The sequence below is a fragment of the Streptomyces albiflavescens genome, assembly GCF_014645835.1.
GTDB classification, from domain to species: Bacteria; Actinomycetota; Actinomycetes; order Streptomycetales; family Streptomycetaceae; genus Streptomyces; species Streptomyces albiflavescens.
On record NZ_BMMM01000005.1, the window covers coordinates 303,733 to 322,547 of the forward strand.

General features: G+C 67.5%; 16 protein-coding genes and 6 pseudogenes. 8 read left to right on the top strand and 14 right to left on the bottom strand.

The window, feature by feature from the left end; translation table 11 throughout:
• Positions 1 to 60: 60 nt before the first annotated feature.
• From IEY95_RS16475 to IEY95_RS16495, 5 genes and pseudogenes are all read right to left on the bottom strand, one after another.
• A complete protein-coding gene (locus tag IEY95_RS16475; RefSeq protein WP_189186778.1) occupies positions 61 to 483 on the bottom strand; it encodes a hypothetical protein in 423 nt (140 codons plus the stop codon).
• Positions 484 to 1,064: 581 nt separating this feature from the next.
• Positions 1,065 to 1,458, bottom strand: a pseudogene (locus IEY95_RS16480) (acyl-CoA dehydrogenase family protein); the annotation flags it as partial.
• A 216-nt stretch (positions 1,459 to 1,674) separates the two neighbouring features.
• Entirely contained in the window at positions 1,675 to 2,028 is a 354-nt protein-coding gene (locus IEY95_RS16485; RefSeq protein WP_189186779.1) for a VOC family protein, read from the bottom strand.
• Positions 2,029 to 2,144: 116 nt separating this feature from the next.
• Positions 2,145 to 2,570, bottom strand: coding sequence for a DUF3592 domain-containing protein (locus tag IEY95_RS16490; protein ID WP_189186780.1), 426 nt, complete (start codon positions 2,568 to 2,570; stop codon positions 2,145 to 2,147).
• Between the two features lie 567 nt (positions 2,571 to 3,137).
• The gene (locus IEY95_RS16495; RefSeq protein WP_189186781.1) at positions 3,138 to 3,719 is read right to left on the bottom strand and encodes a hypothetical protein; all 582 of its coding nucleotides are present in this window, start codon (positions 3,717 to 3,719) and stop codon (positions 3,138 to 3,140) included.
• A gap of 1,403 nt (positions 3,720 to 5,122) precedes the next feature.
• Between IEY95_RS16495 and IEY95_RS16500 the strand changes: the two genes are divergently transcribed.
• The 5 genes and pseudogenes from IEY95_RS16500 to IEY95_RS16520 all read left to right on the top strand — a co-directional run.
• Complete coding sequence (locus IEY95_RS16500) at positions 5,123 to 6,712, top strand: alpha/beta hydrolase (protein WP_189186782.1); 1,590 nt, start codon at positions 5,123 to 5,125, stop codon at positions 6,710 to 6,712.
• A 283-nt stretch (positions 6,713 to 6,995) separates the two neighbouring features.
• Positions 6,996 to 7,526, top strand: coding sequence for an orotate phosphoribosyltransferase (pyrE, locus tag IEY95_RS16505; protein WP_189186783.1), 531 nt, complete (start codon positions 6,996 to 6,998; stop codon positions 7,524 to 7,526).
• Between the two features lie 221 nt (positions 7,527 to 7,747).
• Positions 7,748 to 8,077, top strand: coding sequence for a transposase (locus IEY95_RS16510; protein ID WP_189186784.1), 330 nt, complete (start codon positions 7,748 to 7,750; stop codon positions 8,075 to 8,077).
• Positions 8,078 to 8,220: 143 nt separating this feature from the next.
• Complete coding sequence (locus IEY95_RS50665; protein WP_373294484.1) at positions 8,221 to 8,358, top strand: IS3 family transposase; 138 nt, start codon at positions 8,221 to 8,223, stop codon at positions 8,356 to 8,358.
• A pseudogene (locus tag IEY95_RS16520) lies at positions 8,355 to 8,682 on the top strand (transposase); the annotation flags it as partial. The gene IEY95_RS50665 and the pseudogene IEY95_RS16520, both read left to right, overlap by 4 nt.
• A 97-nt stretch (positions 8,683 to 8,779) precedes the next feature.
• On the opposite strand, the gene IEY95_RS16525 reads toward IEY95_RS16520, so the two are convergent.
• Entirely contained in the window at positions 8,780 to 9,724 is a 945-nt protein-coding gene (locus IEY95_RS16525) for a chitinase (protein ID WP_229703012.1), read from the bottom strand.
• A 459-nt stretch (positions 9,725 to 10,183) separates the two neighbouring features.
• A pseudogene (locus IEY95_RS16530) lies at positions 10,184 to 10,312 on the bottom strand (transposase family protein); the annotation flags it as partial.
• Positions 10,313 to 10,350: 38 nt separating this feature from the next.
• Here IEY95_RS16530 and IEY95_RS16535 point away from each other — a divergent pair.
• Positions 10,351 to 10,857: a hypothetical protein gene (locus IEY95_RS16535; RefSeq protein ID WP_189186787.1), complete on the top strand. Its 507-nt coding sequence runs from the start codon at positions 10,351 to 10,353 to the stop codon at positions 10,855 to 10,857.
• A 12-nt stretch (positions 10,858 to 10,869) separates the two neighbouring features.
• On the opposite strand, the pseudogene IEY95_RS49025 reads toward IEY95_RS16535, so the two are convergent.
• From IEY95_RS49025 to IEY95_RS16545, 3 genes and pseudogenes are all read right to left on the bottom strand, one after another.
• A pseudogene (locus IEY95_RS49025) lies at positions 10,870 to 11,121 on the bottom strand (IS5 family transposase); the annotation flags it as partial.
• 571 nt (positions 11,122 to 11,692) lie between these two features.
• The gene (locus tag IEY95_RS16540; protein WP_189186788.1) at positions 11,693 to 12,922 is read right to left on the bottom strand and encodes an MFS transporter; all 1,230 of its coding nucleotides are present in this window, start codon (positions 12,920 to 12,922) and stop codon (positions 11,693 to 11,695) included.
• Between the two features lie 675 nt (positions 12,923 to 13,597).
• A complete protein-coding gene (locus tag IEY95_RS16545) occupies positions 13,598 to 14,146 on the bottom strand; it encodes a GNAT family N-acetyltransferase (protein ID WP_189186789.1) in 549 nt (182 codons plus the stop codon).
• Between the two features lie 394 nt (positions 14,147 to 14,540).
• On the opposite strand from IEY95_RS16545, the gene IEY95_RS16550 reads away from it, so the two are divergent.
• On the top strand, positions 14,541 to 15,038 hold the full coding sequence (locus IEY95_RS16550; RefSeq protein WP_229703091.1) for a hypothetical protein: 498 nt from the start codon (positions 14,541 to 14,543) through the stop codon (positions 15,036 to 15,038).
• 8 nt (positions 15,039 to 15,046) lie between these two features.
• On the opposite strand, the pseudogene IEY95_RS49030 reads toward IEY95_RS16550, so the two are convergent.
• A pseudogene (locus IEY95_RS49030) lies at positions 15,047 to 15,235 on the bottom strand (NF041680 family putative transposase); the annotation flags it as partial.
• A gap of 46 nt (positions 15,236 to 15,281) precedes the next feature.
• Positions 15,282 to 16,457: an acyltransferase family protein gene (locus IEY95_RS16555; RefSeq protein WP_229703014.1), complete on the bottom strand. Its 1,176-nt coding sequence runs from the start codon at positions 16,455 to 16,457 to the stop codon at positions 15,282 to 15,284.
• Between the two features lie 942 nt (positions 16,458 to 17,399).
• On the opposite strand from IEY95_RS16555, the gene IEY95_RS16560 reads away from it, so the two are divergent.
• Complete coding sequence (locus IEY95_RS16560; protein WP_189186791.1) at positions 17,400 to 17,846, top strand: hypothetical protein; 447 nt, start codon at positions 17,400 to 17,402, stop codon at positions 17,844 to 17,846.
• A gap of 48 nt (positions 17,847 to 17,894) precedes the next feature.
• On the opposite strand, the gene IEY95_RS16565 is transcribed toward IEY95_RS16560, so the two are convergent.
• The gene (locus tag IEY95_RS16565; RefSeq protein ID WP_189186792.1) at positions 17,895 to 18,503 is read right to left on the bottom strand and encodes a DUF2254 family protein; all 609 of its coding nucleotides are present in this window, start codon (positions 18,501 to 18,503) and stop codon (positions 17,895 to 17,897) included.
• Positions 18,504 to 18,508: 5 nt separating this feature from the next.
• Positions 18,509 to 18,781, bottom strand: a pseudogene (locus IEY95_RS50670) (DUF2254 family protein); the annotation flags it as partial.
• Between the last annotated feature and the right edge of the window lie 34 nt (positions 18,782 to 18,815).

An 18,815-nucleotide genomic window follows, 5' to 3' on the forward strand; every position in this document is an offset into this window, starting at 1 on the left:
GTGGCGCGCCACCGGTCATCGGGGTGTGGGCACCGGCGTCATGAGCCGGGGGTCAGCAGGTCAGTGCCAGCGTCCGCCGCGGTCGTCACGGTCGTGGTCGCCACCGCGCCAGCCAACGCTCCTGTGCCAGCCGCCCCGGTCGCGCCAACCGTCGCCGTCTCGGTGGTGGTCGTAGCGGTGGTCGCCGTCACGGCGGTGGTCATAGCGGTGGTCGTAGCGGTGGTCGTAGCGGTGGTCACCGTCTCGGCGGTGGTCGTAGCGGTGGTCGTAGCGGTGGTCACCGTCACGACGGTGGTCGCGACCCCAGGAGTGGTCGTCCCGTTGCGGGGAGTCGTGCTCCACACCTCTGATGAGCACCGCGCTGTGCTGCGGGCGGCTCGGGTGGTGGTCGGCGGCCATGGCCGGGAGCGCCGCCGCGCCCACGACAGCAGCGGCCAAGGCTGTGGCGACGGTCAGACGGCGGACGGAAGCAAAAACGGACACGCGGGTCCCCCTTCGCAAGGGTGCGCACACCCGCCGGCACGGAACGGCATCGGAGACCGCCGACCAGCGGGGTGTGTTGTGCAGGTGACGGCCGGTCGGCCGCACACCCACACCCTGCAACCCACACGCCAACCCTGTGACAGACGCGCGAAGGGCATTACAGAATCAAGAGATTCCTGTAACTCTCACATGCAATGACCATTTACGAGTTGAATGAACCGTTTTGGCACCATATAGACCGTTCTGCCCCCTGGAAACACCGACCTGCGGCGACCGTCCGTCGACTCTCGCCACCCCGACCGGCACCAGGCGCTCACCCGAAAGTGAGTAACAAGCACTACGCCGGTCAGCCCACCAGACGGTTCCCCGGCTTTCACCAGTCGTACGTAGCGCGCGACGACCGAGGACTTCTTGAGCTCACCGAGCGGGAAACGTGGTGACGATGCCCTCGATGTGGTCGGGGAAGCCGGATGGACGAGCGAGCGTGCTGACGACCTCGGCAAGAGCAGGCAAGTGTGCGGCGGCGCAACACTGCGCGGTTCCCTACTCGGGGCCGGCGGGGTCGTTGCGGGACCGGGTCGGACGAAGGCGCTCTCACCGGTGACCGCCTTGCCGACGATGAGGGTGTTCACCTCGCGGGTGCCTTCGAGTGAGTAGATGACCTCGGCGTCGGCAAAGAGAACCGGGCGATGCCGTGGTCGAGTACGTGCCGTTGTCCCCCGAAGATCTCCCCGCACCGCGCACGACCTCGCGCATCCGCGAGGTGACGTACGCCGTCGCCGGCGAGGAGTGCTCGTCACGGAAGACGCCGGCGTCCTGCTTGACCAGCAGGTCCTGCACCATCTGGAACCGTGCGATCGGACGGCCGAACTGCCGGACTTCCGTGGCGTAGTGGAGAGCCGGCTCGTAGGCGCCGATCATCACACCGAAGGCCTGCCAGGCGACCCCGCTGCGGGCGGCGCGGAGGATCTCCGCACCGGCGTTTCAGGCACAGCCCCCATGGCCAGGGCCTCTGTCAGTTCCGTGATCGCGACGACAGCTCCGTGATCGCGACGACCCGCCGGTCCAGCAAGGCTTCCGCCTACGCGAGCTCGGCCAGAACTGGGGACATGGAGGCGCGGGCCTGACCAAGGATCACGCCTCGACCGACTAGTGGGCCACCAGCGTGTCACCGCCTGCGTGAAGACGAGGTCAGGCGGGCTGCCACAGCTCGACCCGATTGCCCTCAGGATCGGTGACCCAGCCGAATCGGCCGACACCCTCCATGTCCTGCGTCTCTTCAGCCACGTCCGCTCCCTTGGCGCGCAATTGCGCGAGCATCGCATCCAGGTCGCGGACCCGGAAGTTGAGCATGCTTTGCTGGGCGCGGGACCCGAAGTAGTCGGTCTCGGACTCGAACGTCGCGAACACCGTCAGCCCGGTTTCCTGACGCCACAGGCCGTTCTCATCGGCGTCCAGGCCTAGGCAATCGCGATACCACGCGCTCAGGGCCGCCGGGTCGGCGGCCCGCATGAAGTATCCACCGATTCCAAGCACACGTTCCATGCCGCTATCTTGCCAGGACGGTGATCGGGCGGGCTGGTGTTTGCGCACCGGAGGTGGCCCTGATCGGGTTTGCACGAACGTGTCGCGACGGTCGGGCAGCTGAAGGTTGGCCACGGTCAGAGGGTGAGCAGCCGGACGAGCAACACCGTCACCGTGCCCACTGTGAACATCGACCCCAGCACGGTGAACAGCAGGTCAACCGTCCTCATGTCCCAGCCCTCGATCGCAAACCGGTGTGGGGCTTCCGGATCGTATTGGACTATCACGTACGCCCCCACGCCGAAGTTGTTTCCGACCACTCCGCGGCCGAACCTGGATGAGTACTCGCACGTGCGCCCGTCCCGGGCCGTCCAGGCCGCGACCGGGTGGTAAAACGTGGCGCCTTCGTCGTCCCGCCTCGCATCGTGGCGGACGATCCGAGCCTCGGCAGTGACACCAATACGGCGGAGCGCGCTCGCGCGGCGGAGGCCGTACACGCCGAAACTGAGGAAGATCGTGCCGATCGTCAGGGGGATGAGGGAGAAGAGCCATTCGCGTTCCATGTGTTACGCGACGCGTGCGCTGGGGGTGTCGGTTGCGGGTGGAGCTGCAGTGACAATCCTCAGGTGGGGCTCTTCTTGACGACCAAACTTCAGTGAGCCTCCTCAGCCTTCGGCGCGAAAGGACACTGGACTCACGCGGGCCGCCCGGCCCACTGAACCCGCGACGGGCGTTCCGGCACCTCACTGAACCCAATTCGTCGGTTCCGCAGGATGGTCTTATGGGCACGACCGTGGCGGGGTGAGGACGAACTAGACCGTCATTCGCCGCTTGTCGCGGGCACGGAAGGCTCCACGCGATGCAGTGATGCGGGCCCGGACCTGACGATGGGAGGCGTTGATCACATGTCCGGGACGGCGCCACTGGCCCATCTGGAAGCCAGGTATGCCCAACACCCGGACAGACTCACCTACTTCACGGCGCCGCCGGCCCTTGCAGACCCGCACAACAACAGCCACACACACTCACCCCCCGGACCCCACATGCCGGTCCGGCCAGGTGGCATGTCCCTCGACTCTGCCACCCGGCCGGACCGGACCTCACGCAAGACCGTCCACGACGGTCAGACGCTAGTTCGTGTTGGTGTTGGTGTTGGTGTTGGTGTTGGTGTTGGTGTTGCCACCACCGTTGCCATTGCCGTTCCCGTTGCCGTTCCCGTTGCCGTTGCCGTTGCCGTTGCCGCCGCCCTGGCCGGCATTCGTGTTCGTGTTGGTGTTGGTGTTGGTGTTGGTGTTGGTGTTGCCGCCACCATTGCCATTGCCATTGCCATTGCCATTGCCGTTGCCGTTGCCGTTGCCGTTGCCGTTACCCTGGCCGGCATTCGTGTTCGTGTTGGTGTTGGTGTTGGTGTTGGTGTTGGTGTTGGTGTTGGTGTTGGTGTTGGTGTTGTTGATGATGACGACCACACCCCCGCGGCCGCCCTTGCCGCCCCTGCCGTTCTTCCCGTTCTTCCCGTGCTTGTTGTGCTTGTTGTGGTTGTCGTGCTTGTCATGGTGGCCCTGGGCGTGGGCCATCGTGCTGACACCGGCGGCGGGGACGTGCGCCGGGGTTGCGGCGAAGGCGCCGGTGGAGGACAGCAGCGTGCCTCCTGCTGCCAGCGCGGTCGAGGCGGTGAGCAGCGCGATACGACGGGTGCAGGACGTGCGGGCCATGAGAATTCCTCCGGTGGGAAAAGCTGAGAAGAAAAAAGGGGGGTGATTACCGAACGACCCCTTGCCACAATTTCGTGGGTCTTTTCGGCCGGGACTCTTGTCCCGTAAAACGCTCCGCCGGGATTGTTTTCGGCGGTGCGGGCGGGCCACCTGATCTGCGTGAACCCATGCCTCAATTAAGCCCCGGCAGGCGCACCCCGTCATGACGCTGAATGTCGGGGCTTGACACACCACCACAGACGCGTTAAAAACCCCGCCCGTCATGCACCCGGCAAGGCCCCCGGCATGACAGGCCGCCGCGCCCTCCCGCACCAACCGGCGCGCCCTTCGCACCGGCACTGTCCGGCGCACAGGCCCGCACGAACCCGCCACGCCCGACACCGCAGGGGCAAGCCCCTCGACCCCTGGCGCATCAGGTTCCGGGCCTGTCCCGGGGCGGGTTCCGCGCCTGTCCCAAGGCAGGTCGGCCGGCAATGTCAGCGCCCTCGACGCCGGCCCGGCGATGCCCCCGCCCACCATGCCCCCGCACCGGCGGCCACGCGCCAGATCCCCGCCAGATCCCGCCAGTCACACCTGCCCTCCCGGCGATCTGCGGCCGACCCACACACACCTGCGCCGCCGGCACGGCCCGTGAGCGCAGTGGGCTCCCCAGACACGTCCGCGCGCCCCGTACAGAGCCCGGCCGGCCCCCACCCGGCCGAGAGTTTCCGGCCCTCTGCCGCAGCCCCGGTCACCGCCACAGCCCGCCCCTGTCCTGCCATGCCGCCGCCACACTCTCACCCGACCCGCCCTCACCGCCGGTCCAACCCACGCCGCCGGCGCGGGCCGGGCGTGGCAGAGCACTCCCGGCCCGCGCATGACCGCCCCCACCGGCACCCCCACCGGCGCTCCCGCCGAGGCCGCGAGCCGCCGGGACCCGCCAGCCCCGGCCGTGGCCCCGGCAAACCCTCCGATCCACCTTCGCCGCGCCCGTGGCACCCCACGCGCCAGGGCCGCCGCCGTTTCACGCGCTCCCGGCCGGCGCTGACGCCTCACGCCGGAACCGTTCCCCTCCCCCGCGGTGCAGGCGCCTGCGCCCGCCGGCACGTGATCCAGCCGCGCAAGCCGTGCAGCAGCCGGGCTCCCGGACGGCCGCCAGGCGGCCCTGCGGCCCTTTCACGGGCCCCCGCACCACACCGGCTGCAGCGTCAAGCCCCGAGTTGTCGCAGCGTGACGCGGTGGCACCGCCCGGGCCCTACTCGAAATGCGGACCAGCAGGCCCGCAGCCGCACGACAGGAACCAACCCCCAGTCAGGGCTGCGGCCCCTGCCGCCGGCCCGCCCCAAACCCGCCCCTACCGGCCGGGGAGCCCGCCCCCCACAGCCCTCCCCGCACCCGGTACGAACGAACGGAAACCCCCTCTCATGTCCCCCCTCACCAAGACCCGCCGCACCGGCCTCTCCACTGCCCGGCGCACCGGCGCGCTGACCGCCACCGTCGCAGTCATCGCCACCGCCCTCGCCGGATGGACCGCCCACGCCTCCCCCCAACCTGCGGACACCTCCGGCCAGCTGCCCAGCTCACTGACCGCACAAAGCCTCAACTGGCACACCTGCGCCCCACCCACCCCCGCACAGGGCACCCAGCCCGCCCCGGGCCGCGCCTGGCAGTGCGCCACCATAAAAGCCCCCCTGGACTACACCCACCCCGACAAAAAGACCATCAGCCTCGCACTGATCCGCACCAAGGCCACCGACCCCCACCGGCGCATCGGCTCACTGCTGTTCAACTTCGGCGGCCCCGGCGCCTCCGGCGTCTCCATACTCCCCACCTTCGGCGACGAGTTCCAGACCCTCAACACCCGCTACGACCTGGTCGGCTTCGACCCCCGCGGCGTCGGCGCAAGCGCCCCCGTCACCTGCCTCACCGACAAGGAAACCGACGCCTACTACACCGGCAACAGCCCCGGCGACACCGCCCTGCCCCAGGACCCCGCCACCTTCGCCCGGCACTACCTCAACAGCTGCCGGAACAACTCCGGCAACATCCTCAGCCACGTCGACACCGTCAGCGCCGCACGCGACATGGACCTCATGCGCCACGTCCTCGGCGACCGCAAACTGCACTACTTCGGCATGTCCTACGGCACCAAACTCGGCGCCGTCTACGCCCACCTCTACCCCCACCACGTCGGCCACCTCGTCCTGGACGCCGTCATGGACCCCACCAAAACCCCCCTCCAAGAAGCCCTCGCCCAGACAGCCGGCTTCCAGCTCGCACTGGACAACTACATGAAGGACTGCGCCGCCGCCCACGGCGCCGCCTGCCCCACCGGCACCACAGGCAGTGACGGCGGCAACCAGAAACTCGTCGCCCTGCTCACCGCCCTCAACCAACACCCCCTGCCCACCCGCGACGGCCGCAAGCTCACCGCCGACCTGGCCTTCACCGGCATCATGTCAGCGCTCTACTCCCAGAGCGCCTGGCCCACCCTGACTACCGCACTCAACGAAGCCCAGCACCACGGCCGCGGCGACACCCTCCTCGCCCTCGCCGACGCCTACAACGGCCGTGACCCCCAAGGCCGCTACTCCAACATCAACAGCGCGAACACCGCCATCAACTGCGCCGACCAGAAACAGCGCTACACCGACACCGACATCACCACCCACCTCCCCCAATTCCGCGACGCCTCCCCCCTCTTCGGCGACGCCATGGCCTGGAGCCTCACCACCTGCACCGGCTGGCCCACCGCCACCACCACCGACACCCCCAACGTCAACGCCCCCGGCTCCGCCCCCATCCTCGTCATCGGCAACACCGGCGACCCCGCCACCCCCTACCAAGGCGCCCGCCACATGGCCCACGCCCTCGGCACTGGTGTCGGCATCCACATCACCCTCACCGGCCAAGGCCACGGCGGCTACACCAGCAACAACACCTGCCTCACGAACCTCGTCGACCACTACCTCCTCAACAACACCACCCCCCCAAACAACACCACCTGCACCTAACACCCCACCGGTGCTGCGCGGCATGCCGCATTACGCGACACGACGCAAGAACACGACAGCGTCACCGGGGCTGATGACACACGGATGTGAAGCGACCCCTGCGGCCCAAGGCCGCAGGGGTCGCTTCTTGTTCACCGCACCGGCTTCGCAGCCACAGCGCCGGATTCGCGCTCACGGCGCCGCTCCGACACGACGCCGGGATGGTGGGTGGGCCTCCTTGACCCAGTGCCGCGTGGGGAGCCGGTGTCCTGGCCGGACAGGACGACTGGAAGACTGGGCGCCTGTGACCCATTCCGATCTTGCTCGCCGTATTCATGCCGCCTCTCATCTGACCGGGCACTTCACCCTTCGATCTGGACGCACTGCCACCGAATACTTCGACAAGTACCGGTTCGAGGCCGACCCCGTTCTGCTGGACGACATTGCCCAGCGGATGCTCCCGCTGGTGCCAACTGGCACCGAAGTACTGGCCGGCCTGGAGATGGGCGGCATCCCGGTAGTGACCGCACTCAGCCGACACACGGGTCTGCCCTGCGCGTTCGTGCGCAAGCAGGCCAAACCGTACGGCACTTGCCGTCTCGCCGAGGGCGCCGAAGTCACGGGCCGCCGGGTACTGGTCGTCGAGGACGTCGTCACCAGCGGCGGACAAATCGTCCTGTCAACCACGGACTTGCGTAGCCTGGGAGCCCAGGTGCACGAAGCCCTGTGCGTGATCGACCGTGAACAGGGCGGCGCCGATGCCCTCGCAGCCGAGAACATCCGCCTGCTGTCACTGCTGACGGCAGCAGACCTGCGCACCGCTGCAGCCGCCTGACCGGACAGGCCGGCGGCCAGTCGGTTGCGTGGGTCTCGGTGATGGCCACACAGATAACGGACTCGTCCAGCATGCTCAACTCGACGGCGAACGCAGCGAACAGGAACCGCACGGCAAAGTTGCTGACCGAACAGGGCGGGCCACGGCCGGCTGAACCCTGCCGCACTGAGCTGAACTGGTTTTTGTAGCGGCCCTGAAACCAGGCGTGATCGCCTCGGCAGATGGGAGAACACAGGTCCGATGCCTGCACCACGGAGTACCCCGACGAGCTGCGTGAGCGAGCTGTCCGCCAGGTCCCGAACTCGGGCCGTCCAGTCGCACATGTAGCCCAGGATCTGGGCATCCACAAGGAAGCTCTGCGGCACTGGATCCGCCAGGCCGAGGCCGACCAGGGCGACCGGCCTCACCTGCTCACCACGGCCGAGAAGAGTGAGCTCGCCCAACTCCGCAAGGAGAACGCAGAGCTGAGGCGGGCGGATGAGATCCTGAAGGCCGCCTCGGTGCTTTTCACGAAGGAGGTCGACCAGCCCCGCACGACGCCGACGCGGTGATTAGCCACCTTCGCGACGACTTCGGGGGCGAGCCGGTCTGCCGGGAGCTGGGCCTTTCGGTCTCGGCAGACCACGCCCACCGCAGGCGGCCGAAGTCCGCCCGGCCCCTGCGCGACGAGCAGTTGCTGACGAAAATCCGCGCCGTGCACGCCGCCTCCGGCGAGACCAATGGCGCCCGCAGGATCCACCGCCGGCTTCGCCGCGAAGGAGTCGTTACGGCCCGCTGCACCGTCGAACGGCTGATGCGCGAGGACTGCCTGGAGGACGTCGTCCGAGGCTGACAGCGGCCGGCGACAACCCAGACCGGATGGACGACGAGGCACCCCTCGCCGCACTGTGCGGCGTCAGCCCGGTAGAGGCATCCTCGGACAAGACCCAGCGACGCAGGCTCAACCGAGGCGGCGACCGCCGGGCCAACTCCGCGCTCCACACCATCGTCCTGGCCCGCTTGCGCCGGGACACCCGCACCCGCGACCACGTAGAGCGTCGTGTTGCCCAGGAGAAGGCCCGCCGTGAAAGCCATCCGCTGCCTCAGACGCTACGTCGCACGAGAGATCTATCAGGCGATCAGCCCACCCAAGTGCACTGCGGCGTCGGCGTATTGACATCCACAGGGGCATCAAACTTGCCGTCCGCTACGAGGCGACCGTCTTCGTAGCGGCCATCAGCGAGTGGCTGTGACCAGCACATTCGATGCACGCCCTAGCCGATGGCGACGCCACGGGCGAAAGGCTCGAAGGTGTGGCTGAATTGCCAGGTGTCCTGGGCGATCCCGGAGCAGGCGTTGGCGCCGGCAGTGCCGACGCAGCCGCCGTTGTCGCGCTGGAGTGCCCAGAAGGAGAGCGTGTTGATGCCCTTGGCGACGGCCCAGTTCTCCACCTTGACGGCGTCCTGGGTGGTGAAGGTCTCTTCGGGGCCGTAGTCGTCGATGCCAGGCATCTCGGTGACGCCGATCATGTGCCAGAGCTTCGCCGGGTTCTTCTTCGGGTACAGGGCCGCCAGTTGATCGTGCAGACCGGAGGCGGCCGCCTCGGTGTCGGCCGCCATGTCGTGGGTGGCGCCGTCCCAGTAGTCGAACGTCATGATGTTGACGACGTCCACGCGCGCGCCGTTGTCGACGGCGTTCTGCAGCAGCGCGACGCCGCTGGGCGCGAGACCAGTGGTGGTCGTCGGGAGGGTGTAGGAGAACTGCACCTGGTGGCCGGTGCGTTCGGCCCAGCGCTGGACCTTGGCGATGGCCTTGTTGCGGCGGTCGATCCCGGCGGCGTTATTGATGGAGTCGGCCTCGATGTCGAGGTCGATCCGGGTGACGCCGTAGGTGGTGACGAGGCTTTCGTACACCTTGGCGATGGAGTCGACGCTGGTGCAGCTGTCGGCAAGTTCGGTTCCGGTGGTGTCGGCGCTGTAGCCGCCGAAGGACGGGATGACGTTGCCGCCGCGGGCCTGGATCGTGGCGATGTCACGGCCGAAGGTCGCCTTGGAGATCGGCTGCGTGGACTCACCGTTCCAGTAGGCGGTACACGAGCCCGCCTGGGCCGTCTGGAGGAAGGCCATCGTGAGGTACTTGTTGCCCGACTCGGCGGCGAGCGTGGCCGGGCTTTCGCCGGTCCATGCCTCGAAGTACGGCGCCGCAACGTGGGCAGGCATGGGCTTCGCAGAGTACGAGGGTGTTGATGGCGCGGCGAGCGCGCCACCTCCCCCAAGGGCAACCAGCCCGGCCGACAGGGTGGTGACGGTCATGCAGGACAGCAACGCGTGAAGAGGACCAGGTCGTCTCATTGACGCTCCCATGGTGAAAAGAGCAGGCGAGGACAGCGGAAAGGACCGAAGCGAGAGACATACGCCGGATCGGTGAGCGCCGGCGAACTCCCCCTGACCGGAGGCGAACGACGACCATCTTTGGACTAGACCAATCATCTGTCAAGGTTCTTTACAGTTAACTGACCCGAGTTGGCGCGAGAGGCGGGGTGGCACGCTCGCCCCCGGGACGCGGACCCGACCGTATAGGCGCGGATCTCCACCCCAGCCTTGTTTCGACTGCGCACGCCGGACGCGGCTCGAACGCAAACGTCCGAGCCGAAGACGTGCCCAAAGGTGGGCGTTTTACATCACCTTGGGGCACGCGGACTTCGATACTCCGAACAGCGGGGCAATCTGACGCATCGTCAAGTGTGTCCGCCAGTAGGCCGTGACGAGCAGCAGCCGGTGCTCAGCGGCACAGTCGACTGGTACTCCGTCGAGCTGAGGCGAGGCAGCTCTGACAAGATGAGGCGATGTTCGATTTCGGCATCGCGGGTTACCAGCCCGCATGGCTGTCCGGCTGTAGTGACATGGTGCGCGAGCATGGGCACCGCCTGCGTGATCTTGCCGGCAGGACGCTCACGAGAGTCTGGATGGTCTGGGACCTCCACGATGATGAGTGGTTCTGCGACTGCCCGGTACTGTTCGACTTCGAGGGCGAGCAGGTCGAGATCAACCATCACAAGCTCGGCGATCTCTCCCTCACATGGAACACGATCGACCCCACCCGTCCCGTCCGGTGGCCCGACTTCGATCTGGAGTGGCGTTCTGAGCCTCTCTCCGAACTGGAGGCTCTGCGGGGGCTGGTCCTCAAGGGTGCCGAACTCCTCGAGTGGACGTGCAGGGATGCCGCTCAGGGAAACGTCGACGTCAGCTTTGCCTTCGAGACAGGCCGAGTGACCGTCTTCAACGCCCTCGACGAGAACGGGCTGAGCTTCGACTCTCCCCGTCCGAGCCAGCGGTCCCATTTGTTCCGCTGACTCACTCGGGGTTCAAGTGTCGCGCCAGTTGGGGGTGGCTTCGCGGGTGAGTCGTCGGCTTATGAGGTCGCTCATGGCGACATGGATTATGGCTTCCGAGCGGTGGGGGCGGCTTTCGTAGTCGCGGGCGAGGCGTCGGTGGTGCATGAGCCGGCCGAGGGCTCACTCGACGACCCAGCGTCGGGGAATCACCTTGAATCCTTTGGCAGCTGAGTCGCGTTGGACGACTTCGACGTCGATGCCGAGGCGGGCGCCATGGTCGATGGCTGATTCCGGTGCTCGCGCCGGACAGACCTGAGGGCTTCGAGCTCGGTGCGGGGTAAGTGCTCGCCCCACTTGCCGAGATATCCGCTCTCTCCGTAGTTCTTGGCGACCTCGTCAAAGCAACGGATCACTGCTCGGGCCGCCGCATCGATGCTCTGCTGGGGTCATGGACGCTCTCCTCGTCGTAGTCTGCCGCATCGCGGGGCGCAACTCCCCAGGTGAGGCTAGCTGCTGGGTTCCTGAGCCGACGGGCAGGGGAAGGGGCCGGGCAGGATCGCGGGCGGCGCCGACCCTTCTGCTGTCGCAGCTCGCTGGGCAAGGCAGTCGGTCCACAGGGTGAGAGGGGGCCGGTTCAGACGGCCGTGAACGCACCCCGCACTGACAGGGCCGCTGAACAACTGATCGCCGGCCGGCAGAGGAGACGCCGCCGTAGCACGCGCACCCCTGGGCACCGCCACTCCAGCCGGCCGATGGCGTATGCATGGCTTTCCCTGCCGGATGGCACGATCCCGCCGTACACAACCGGTATCACACGGGACGGGACGCATAGGGCCTGCCGATGTGCAGCGGCTCAGCCGCCGTGCTCCTCACCTACGGCTGAGACCGAGGCCCGCGCCGGCATCGTGCCCCTGCCACTCGCCGACACCTCGGAGCGTCGGCTGCCCTGGTCCATGAAGCCGCCTGTGAAGGCGAGGCCGAGGCCCGCTACCGCAAGAGCGGCGCCGACCAGGTTGGGCGAAGCCCAGCCCCAGCCTGCCGAGATGGCCAGGCCGCCAAGCCAGGCCCCGCCCGCGTTGGCCAGATTGAAGGCGGAGTGGTTGGAGGCAGCCGCCATCGTCGGGGCGTTCTTGGCCTTGGCCATCAGAAGCATCTGGACGGGCGTGGTGATGAAGGAACCCATCGCACCGATGAAGGTGACCGTCACCAGAGCGGGGACGGTGCTGTGCACGGTGAAGTAGAACGTCACCAGTGCCGCGGCAAGCAGAGCAAGCCCCGCATACAGCGTCGGGCGCAGGGCCCGGTCCGTGAGCGGGCCTGCGATCAGCGTGCCGAGCGTCATGCCCACGCCATACAGCGCGAGAACCAAGGTGGTCGAGGCGTCGGAGATGCCCGTCAGATTCGTCAGCATGGGCACCAGGTAGCTGTAGACGGCGAAGAACCCGCCGAAGCCCACAACGGCTGTGGCCAGGCCGATCGCGACCTGCCTGTTGCCCATCGCCCGCAGCTCGTGCCGGATGCCGGACTCCCGGCCGCGCGGCTGGTCAGGGACGAAGAAGGCCAGAGAGGCGAGGGCGATGAGGCCGATGACGGCGACCGCACAGTAGGCGAACCGCCAGCCCAGCTGCTGGCCGAGGGCCGTGCCGGCGGGGACGCCGACGATGTTGGCGACGGTGAGTCCGAGGAACATCCTCGAGACGGCACGTGCAGCCCGTTCGGGGGCGACCAGCCGGGAGGCCACGACAGCTCCGACGCCGAACAGCGCCCCGTGCGGCAGACCCGCCAGGAAGCGCGCGGCGAAGAGCAGGCCGAAGTTGGGAGCAAGCGCGGACGCGATGTTGCCGACCACGAACAGCCCGGACAACAGCAGCAGCAGCCGCTTGTGGGGTACGCGCGCTCCGATGCCCGTCAGCACCGGCGCACCGACGACGACACCCAGCGCGTAGGCCGAGACGAGGTTGCCGGCGTGCGGTACGGACACGCCGATCCCATCGGCGATCTGGGGCAGCAGCCCCATCGTGGCGAACTCGGTCGTGCCGATGCCGAACGCGACGACGGCCAGCGCCAGCAGAGCCAGTGGCATGGTGCAGGAGAACCTTTCAAAGACAGCGGACCAGGAACAAGGAGGCAGGCAGAGCCCGAGGTCCTCTCCAGCTCCCGTGGCCGGTCATGCTGAGCACCATTGCCCGGCGCACCCCAGAACAGGGCAAGCCCGTCAGGAGAGCAAGGCGCACCCCACAAGTAATGCAGCAGTGGCAGCAAGCCACACATTCCAAGATCCCCCCACATGCCGCCGTGACCTTCGTCATGCCGCCTCGGGCAGGGCCTCACGCCGGCTCGGCAGTGCCGGGCGGTATTGACCGTTAAGGAATGGAATCGGAACAAGGGTGGGCGGAACGCCTCCCTTTGACGGCTACGGCACAATCGGGAGTTGTGGTGACGCACCCCTGATCCAGCCGTTCTGTATCCCGATGTCGCGATGCGAGGCAGCCTCGTCGCGACGCTCCAAGCTGTATTGAGTACATCCGCCAGGCCGCGCCGTTCGTGCGTCTGGCCGGCCGCTTCGAGGTGACCGACCACGATCCCGTGCGCCTGACCGAATCCGAGTGGCAGTCCCTGCGCACGGAGGCAAGGCAACGGGACTGGCCCGCGTATCACGCGCTCAACGCACTCGTTCTGCCACCGGCACAGCCAGGCGCCACCACGTCGCCGGGGCCGGCATCCGGACGGGACGTCACGTCAGCGGTACCCCGCATCGCTACGCGCCGGGGTCGCGGAGGCCGACTGCGTCGTGCCGCCAGAATGGTTCCGCATATACAAGCGTTCCTGTCATCCACGGCTTGTACTCCGGGAGTCCGATTGCCTGGAAGGCACCATCGGGAATGCGCAGGGATGGCTTTCGGAAGCCCTGGGCGCCACCGGGCGCAAAGCCGAAACGGGAGTAATAGCCTGGATCGCCCTCCACGAAAACGAGAGGGACGGCACGCTCGGCGAGGGTCTTCAGCCCGTTTCGGACCAGGGTCGAGCCGACTCCCCGTTTGTGGTGCTCGGGCATGACGGCCAACGGGCTGAGCACCTGCACCTCAACCAGTCGCCGAGGGGCATCGAGCAGACTGCGGGTGAACATGACGTGCCCGACGATCTGTCCGTCGTGTTCGGCGACCAGCGAGAGACCGTCTGTGGGCGTGATGGTGTCCCGCAGGGTGTCGACCAGATCGGCCACGACAAGGCCGTGGCCACCGAACGCCCGCATGTGGATGTCCCGCACAGATTCCCTGTCGCTGGGTACTTCTTCGCGAAAATCCATGCCGGAAGGGTAAGCACGCCCCTCCCGGTCGCGCAGAGCTTTGGAGCCCGAGGCCGCGCAGCGAGTGACAGGCGAGTTGCCGAGCGGACCCGCCCTCGCAGAGCGCGCACCCGACAGCGTCTCCGCCGACTGGCTCCATGACGCCTTCGGCACGTCCCGCCCGACTCCAGGCCCACCCTCGAAATCGGTTGATGAAGCCTGCACACGCTGGAACCATCGCCCGTCGTGCCTGAAGCAGATGCCCCTGAACCCCGGAATCGCGAATCATCGCAAACCGGCGCGACGCTCATGCCCAGCACCCGTCCCGCCGCCGGGCAGCCGCTCCGCTCCCCCACCTTCCGATGGTTCTTCATGGGCTGGTCGATCACCACGGCCGGCAGCGCGATGTCGCCCATTGCGGACGGACCCGCGCGCCCTCGACGTCGTTCCCGACTACGCGGGCATGCACGCCCTGGTTGCCGACCTGGTGCTGCCCGGCGACGCGTCCATGCATGTCATGAGCGCGTTGGAAACCTCCCGCGAGCTCATCCGGCACTCCTACTACCGGTACGAGTTCGCCACCGTCGCCGTCACGCACTCCCTGATCGCCCTGGAGCATGTCCTCACCGAGCGTCTGGCCGTCAACAGACCACTCCAGGAACTGATCGAGCGGGCCGCCGATGCAGGGCTCATCGCGGCCGAACTCGCCGCCGAACTCGACCGCAGCCGACTGCTGCGCGACAAGCTGGCGCAGGGCGCCGCGACAAGCGCTGCCCTCGGCCCGGCGAAGGCCATCGCGATGGTGCGGGCCGTCTTCGACGCTGTTGCCCTGCTCCTTCTTCCAGACTCACCGCAGCGCGATACATCCCCACCGCGACCTGACCACCAGGGTGGAAGACAGGGCCATGGTTGAGAGCGTCGCACCGCGCCGTGGCTCAGACGGTGCTCGGCCGGCAGCGTCAGATCCATCGGGGTCCTCACCGGTCCATCCACGCACAGCAACGCGTCGATGAGCTCGAACAGTTCGGCACGCCGCGCCGTCCTGCACCCGTAGAAGTCCTCCCGGGAGTGTGACACTTCAGCGAACGGCTCCCGCCGGCCAGCCTGCATCCGCGTCAGCAGTCGCACCTCAAAAGCGGTGTGGCACGGGCCCTTGTCACGGAGGCTGCATGCGGCGCGCGAGCTTACGGCCCCATGCATGGGTCGGCCTCTCGATGTAGCGGTAGGTGAGCACGCATAGGGGCAGCAGCATGGCGAAGAACGCTGCTTCGAGTACGAGATGGTCGTGCCGCCACCGGCCGGTCGTGCCGTCGATCACCGCCAGCAGCACAGGATGCACCAGGTAGACCGAGTAGCTGATCGTTCCCAGTCCGGTCAGCAGGCGCGGGATGCGCCGGTGGCGCGACGCCCATCCGGCGCCGAAGGTGAGCACGGCCAGCAGGAAGGCCACGATCCAGCCGCGCCGCGTGAAATGGGAGTCATCGCCGTACTGGTACGCACTCCCCACAGCGCAGGCGACCACCACGACAGCTGTGCCCGCCGCGTACCGCCAGGTGCTCTGACCGCTCTCGGCCCGTTGGACGGCGGTGCCGAGGAACATCACGGCCAGGATCACCAGGCCCTCCCACAGGGGGACCGTGCCATTGAGAGGGACCAGGACGAGCGCCAGCACCCCGCCCAACACGCCCCCGAACACCCGCAGTACGGGTGACCTGTGGCTCGCACAGCAGATGGCAATCACCATGGCGATCGATGCGATGGCGACCAGCGGCCCGGTGGCGGCCATGTCCGAAAGCGCGGAGGCGGGCAGTACGGCCCCTGCCGTCGCGCTCACGGCGGCGAGCGCAGCCAGCGTTACGGCCGCCGCCGACCGCTGGTGAAGGCGGACCGTGAAAAGAGCGACGACCAGCAGGTAGAACGCCATCTCGTAGGAGAGCGTCCACAGGATGAGCAGGAGATTGGGTGTCCCCAGCAGCTCTTGAAGCATGGTGACGTGGGCAGCCGCCACCGTGGCGGCGCTCTGCCCCCCCCCGAGGTCACCGATCTTCGCGACGCCCCACAGATTGAGGCCAAGGGCCACGGTGACGACGGCCAGCCACAGCGGGTAGATGCGGAAGATCCGTCCGAACCAGAACGTCCGTACACAGCCCCGGCGTTCCAGCGACGCAGGGATGATGTAGCCGCTCACCAGGAAGAAGACCATGATGCCGTACCGGCTGGTACTGAATTCCGGCATCAGCTCCCGCCGGAACTCTGCCATGAAGGTGTACGACGAGTGGTCGAACACGACGACGAGTGCCGCGATGCCACGCAGCGCGTCCAGCCAGCCCAATCGCGACGCACCGTCCGGGTTACCTGGTCCTCTGTCGTGAAGCGTTCGTCGGGCTGGTCTCCGGGGTCCCCGTCGGCTGATCGTCCGGCAGGGCGACCTTTCGCGGAACGTAGGGCTCGGCGTCGTACCTGGTCTCATAGAACTCGACCGCGCGCGGCGCGGAGCCGCCCCTGGTGTTCTCGAAGGCCAACACGTTGCCCCGGCGCAGGGTTACGTCCCAGACGGTCTCAATAGGGATGGCGGGCACACGGTTGCCCTGTTCACGCCCCGGCCTCGCGCAGCCGGATCTCGCTCTTCAGCTCACCCCGCAGTCGGTCCTCGAACGTCATCCTTGGGCTCATGCTTCTCCCCTTGCGACGTGCAGCAGCGATGCGTCCGGTGTCTCCGATGCCGTCCGAACTTGCCTGTACGGCCGCGGGATTCGTCTCCCGGCCCCGGAGTCCGCCTGCTCCCGCAGCGCCTTGCGTGCCCGGTACAGTCGGACCCGGGCCGCGACCTGCCGTATGTCCAGCGCGGACTCCGACTCCGTGCCGCATCACCGCGTCCACGTGGCGCCGACAGAACTCTTCGAAGGGCTGCAGATCTCGTACCGCCGCGGCGGGCCCACCCCGTATCCGTTCCGCGCCATCCGCAGGCGTCTCCTTCTCGTCGGTGGCTCCCGGCGCTCCTTGCCGGAGATTCACCGGGGTTCTCCAAAGGCCTTTCACTTGTTCTTGGACCGAGGCGTGAAAAGGGTTACCGAGAGCCCTCGAGGCTCCGGGCGCGCTGAGCCAGGGAGATGTGGTGAGCAACGAAAGTCCGGTCACTCTGCAGCAGGAGCGTCGCCACGGCACGCGGTGCGGGACCAGACACAGCAGCACGAACGGTGTCCTGGCGCGATGGCCCGCTCGCATGCGTCGGGACAGCGAGCGCCGTGTACCGCCAGGGCTATAGCCTGCGTGAATGAGTGACCAACTGCTGGCTGAGGCGCACCAGTTCCTGGACTGGGCGCGGGAGCAGGGCGCCGATCTGGACGGCACCGACGAAAGCGTCTGGTTCGTCCAGGGTGTGCTCGAATCGATGGCCGAGGACACAGGCGAGGAACCGTCACTGCGGGTAGTCAAGTGCCTGGCCTACTCCGTCTACCTGGCCGAGCTGCTCGCCGACACCTGCCACGATGTTCGGCGCGTCATCGACGGAGAGGGCATGAACCTGCGCACGGTCTTCGCCATCCATGCGGGCGGGTCCACGCAGTTCCCGCTGTCCTGGGTGCGGAGTTGCATCAACGATCCGCAGGCCGACAACATCGCCTTCAAGTTTGCCGGGGCACTCAGGGACTTCGGTGAGGAAGAACGCGCAGCGGACATGTACGCGCAGGCGAAGACCTACAGCGAGTACAGCACCTCCTGAACAGGGCTACAGCGGCCGCACCTGGCAAGGTCTGCTGACGGTTCCCCCTCAGGGGTTCGGTGGCTCCTCCGGCCGCTTGCCGGAGGTGCGAGTGGCCCACCGATTCTTGGCCACCTGCTGGTGCACGGCTTCCGCCTCTGCGTACACCAGGGCAAGGTCGATCGGCTGGGTCACCTCTCGCTCGGCGTCGGTGATGACGATGCCGGCTTGTTCTTCGATCGCCGCGCACCGCTCGTCCTCGCGGGCGACGACGACCGCGCAGTTGTGCAACAACCGAAGCAGGGCGTGGGCGACGGTTGGTTCATGAGCCCCGTAGCGTCGGATGAGCCCGCACATCACGGCGAGGTATTCCGGAAACCGTCGCCCGGTAATGATCACAGCGGCCCCGCTGTCGTCTCGGACGACATGAAGTCCCAGCGGGCGCCGCGCAAGCGCGCAAAAGATCACAGACAGGTGATCGATCGCCAGAACCGCGGTGTACGGATCGTTGACCGCCGGAGACAACGCCTGGCACGCGACGTCCACCAGTTGCCGGATTCCGAACCCGGCGTCCTGTTCCAGGGTGCGCTCGAATCCGAACGGACCCCGGTGTCCAGCACCCGCGAGAACGTCTCGGGGGCAGGAGCGGGATCGCTCCGTGAGTCGCGCCAGATCCACCCCACCAGCATTCCAGCGACGACGTGTTCGCCGACCCGGTGCCGTAGCCGCAGACACACCGCTTGCTCGGCCGCGGTCTGCAGCAGCAGGTGAGGACGCACCGTCTGCACGTACCCGGACCGCTGGGAGACGATCGGCACGGCCCACTCCGGTACTCCAAGGACATCCGCGCCGCCGGCGAATACCCCGTCGCGGATCACCCGGACGGTGTTCTGCTCCACCACGCTCGTGATCGCGTCGACTTGGATGGAGTGCACGAGGTGGTCGGCGAAGAACACCAGCAGGCCGAGGCTGACGAACAGCAGAACGAGC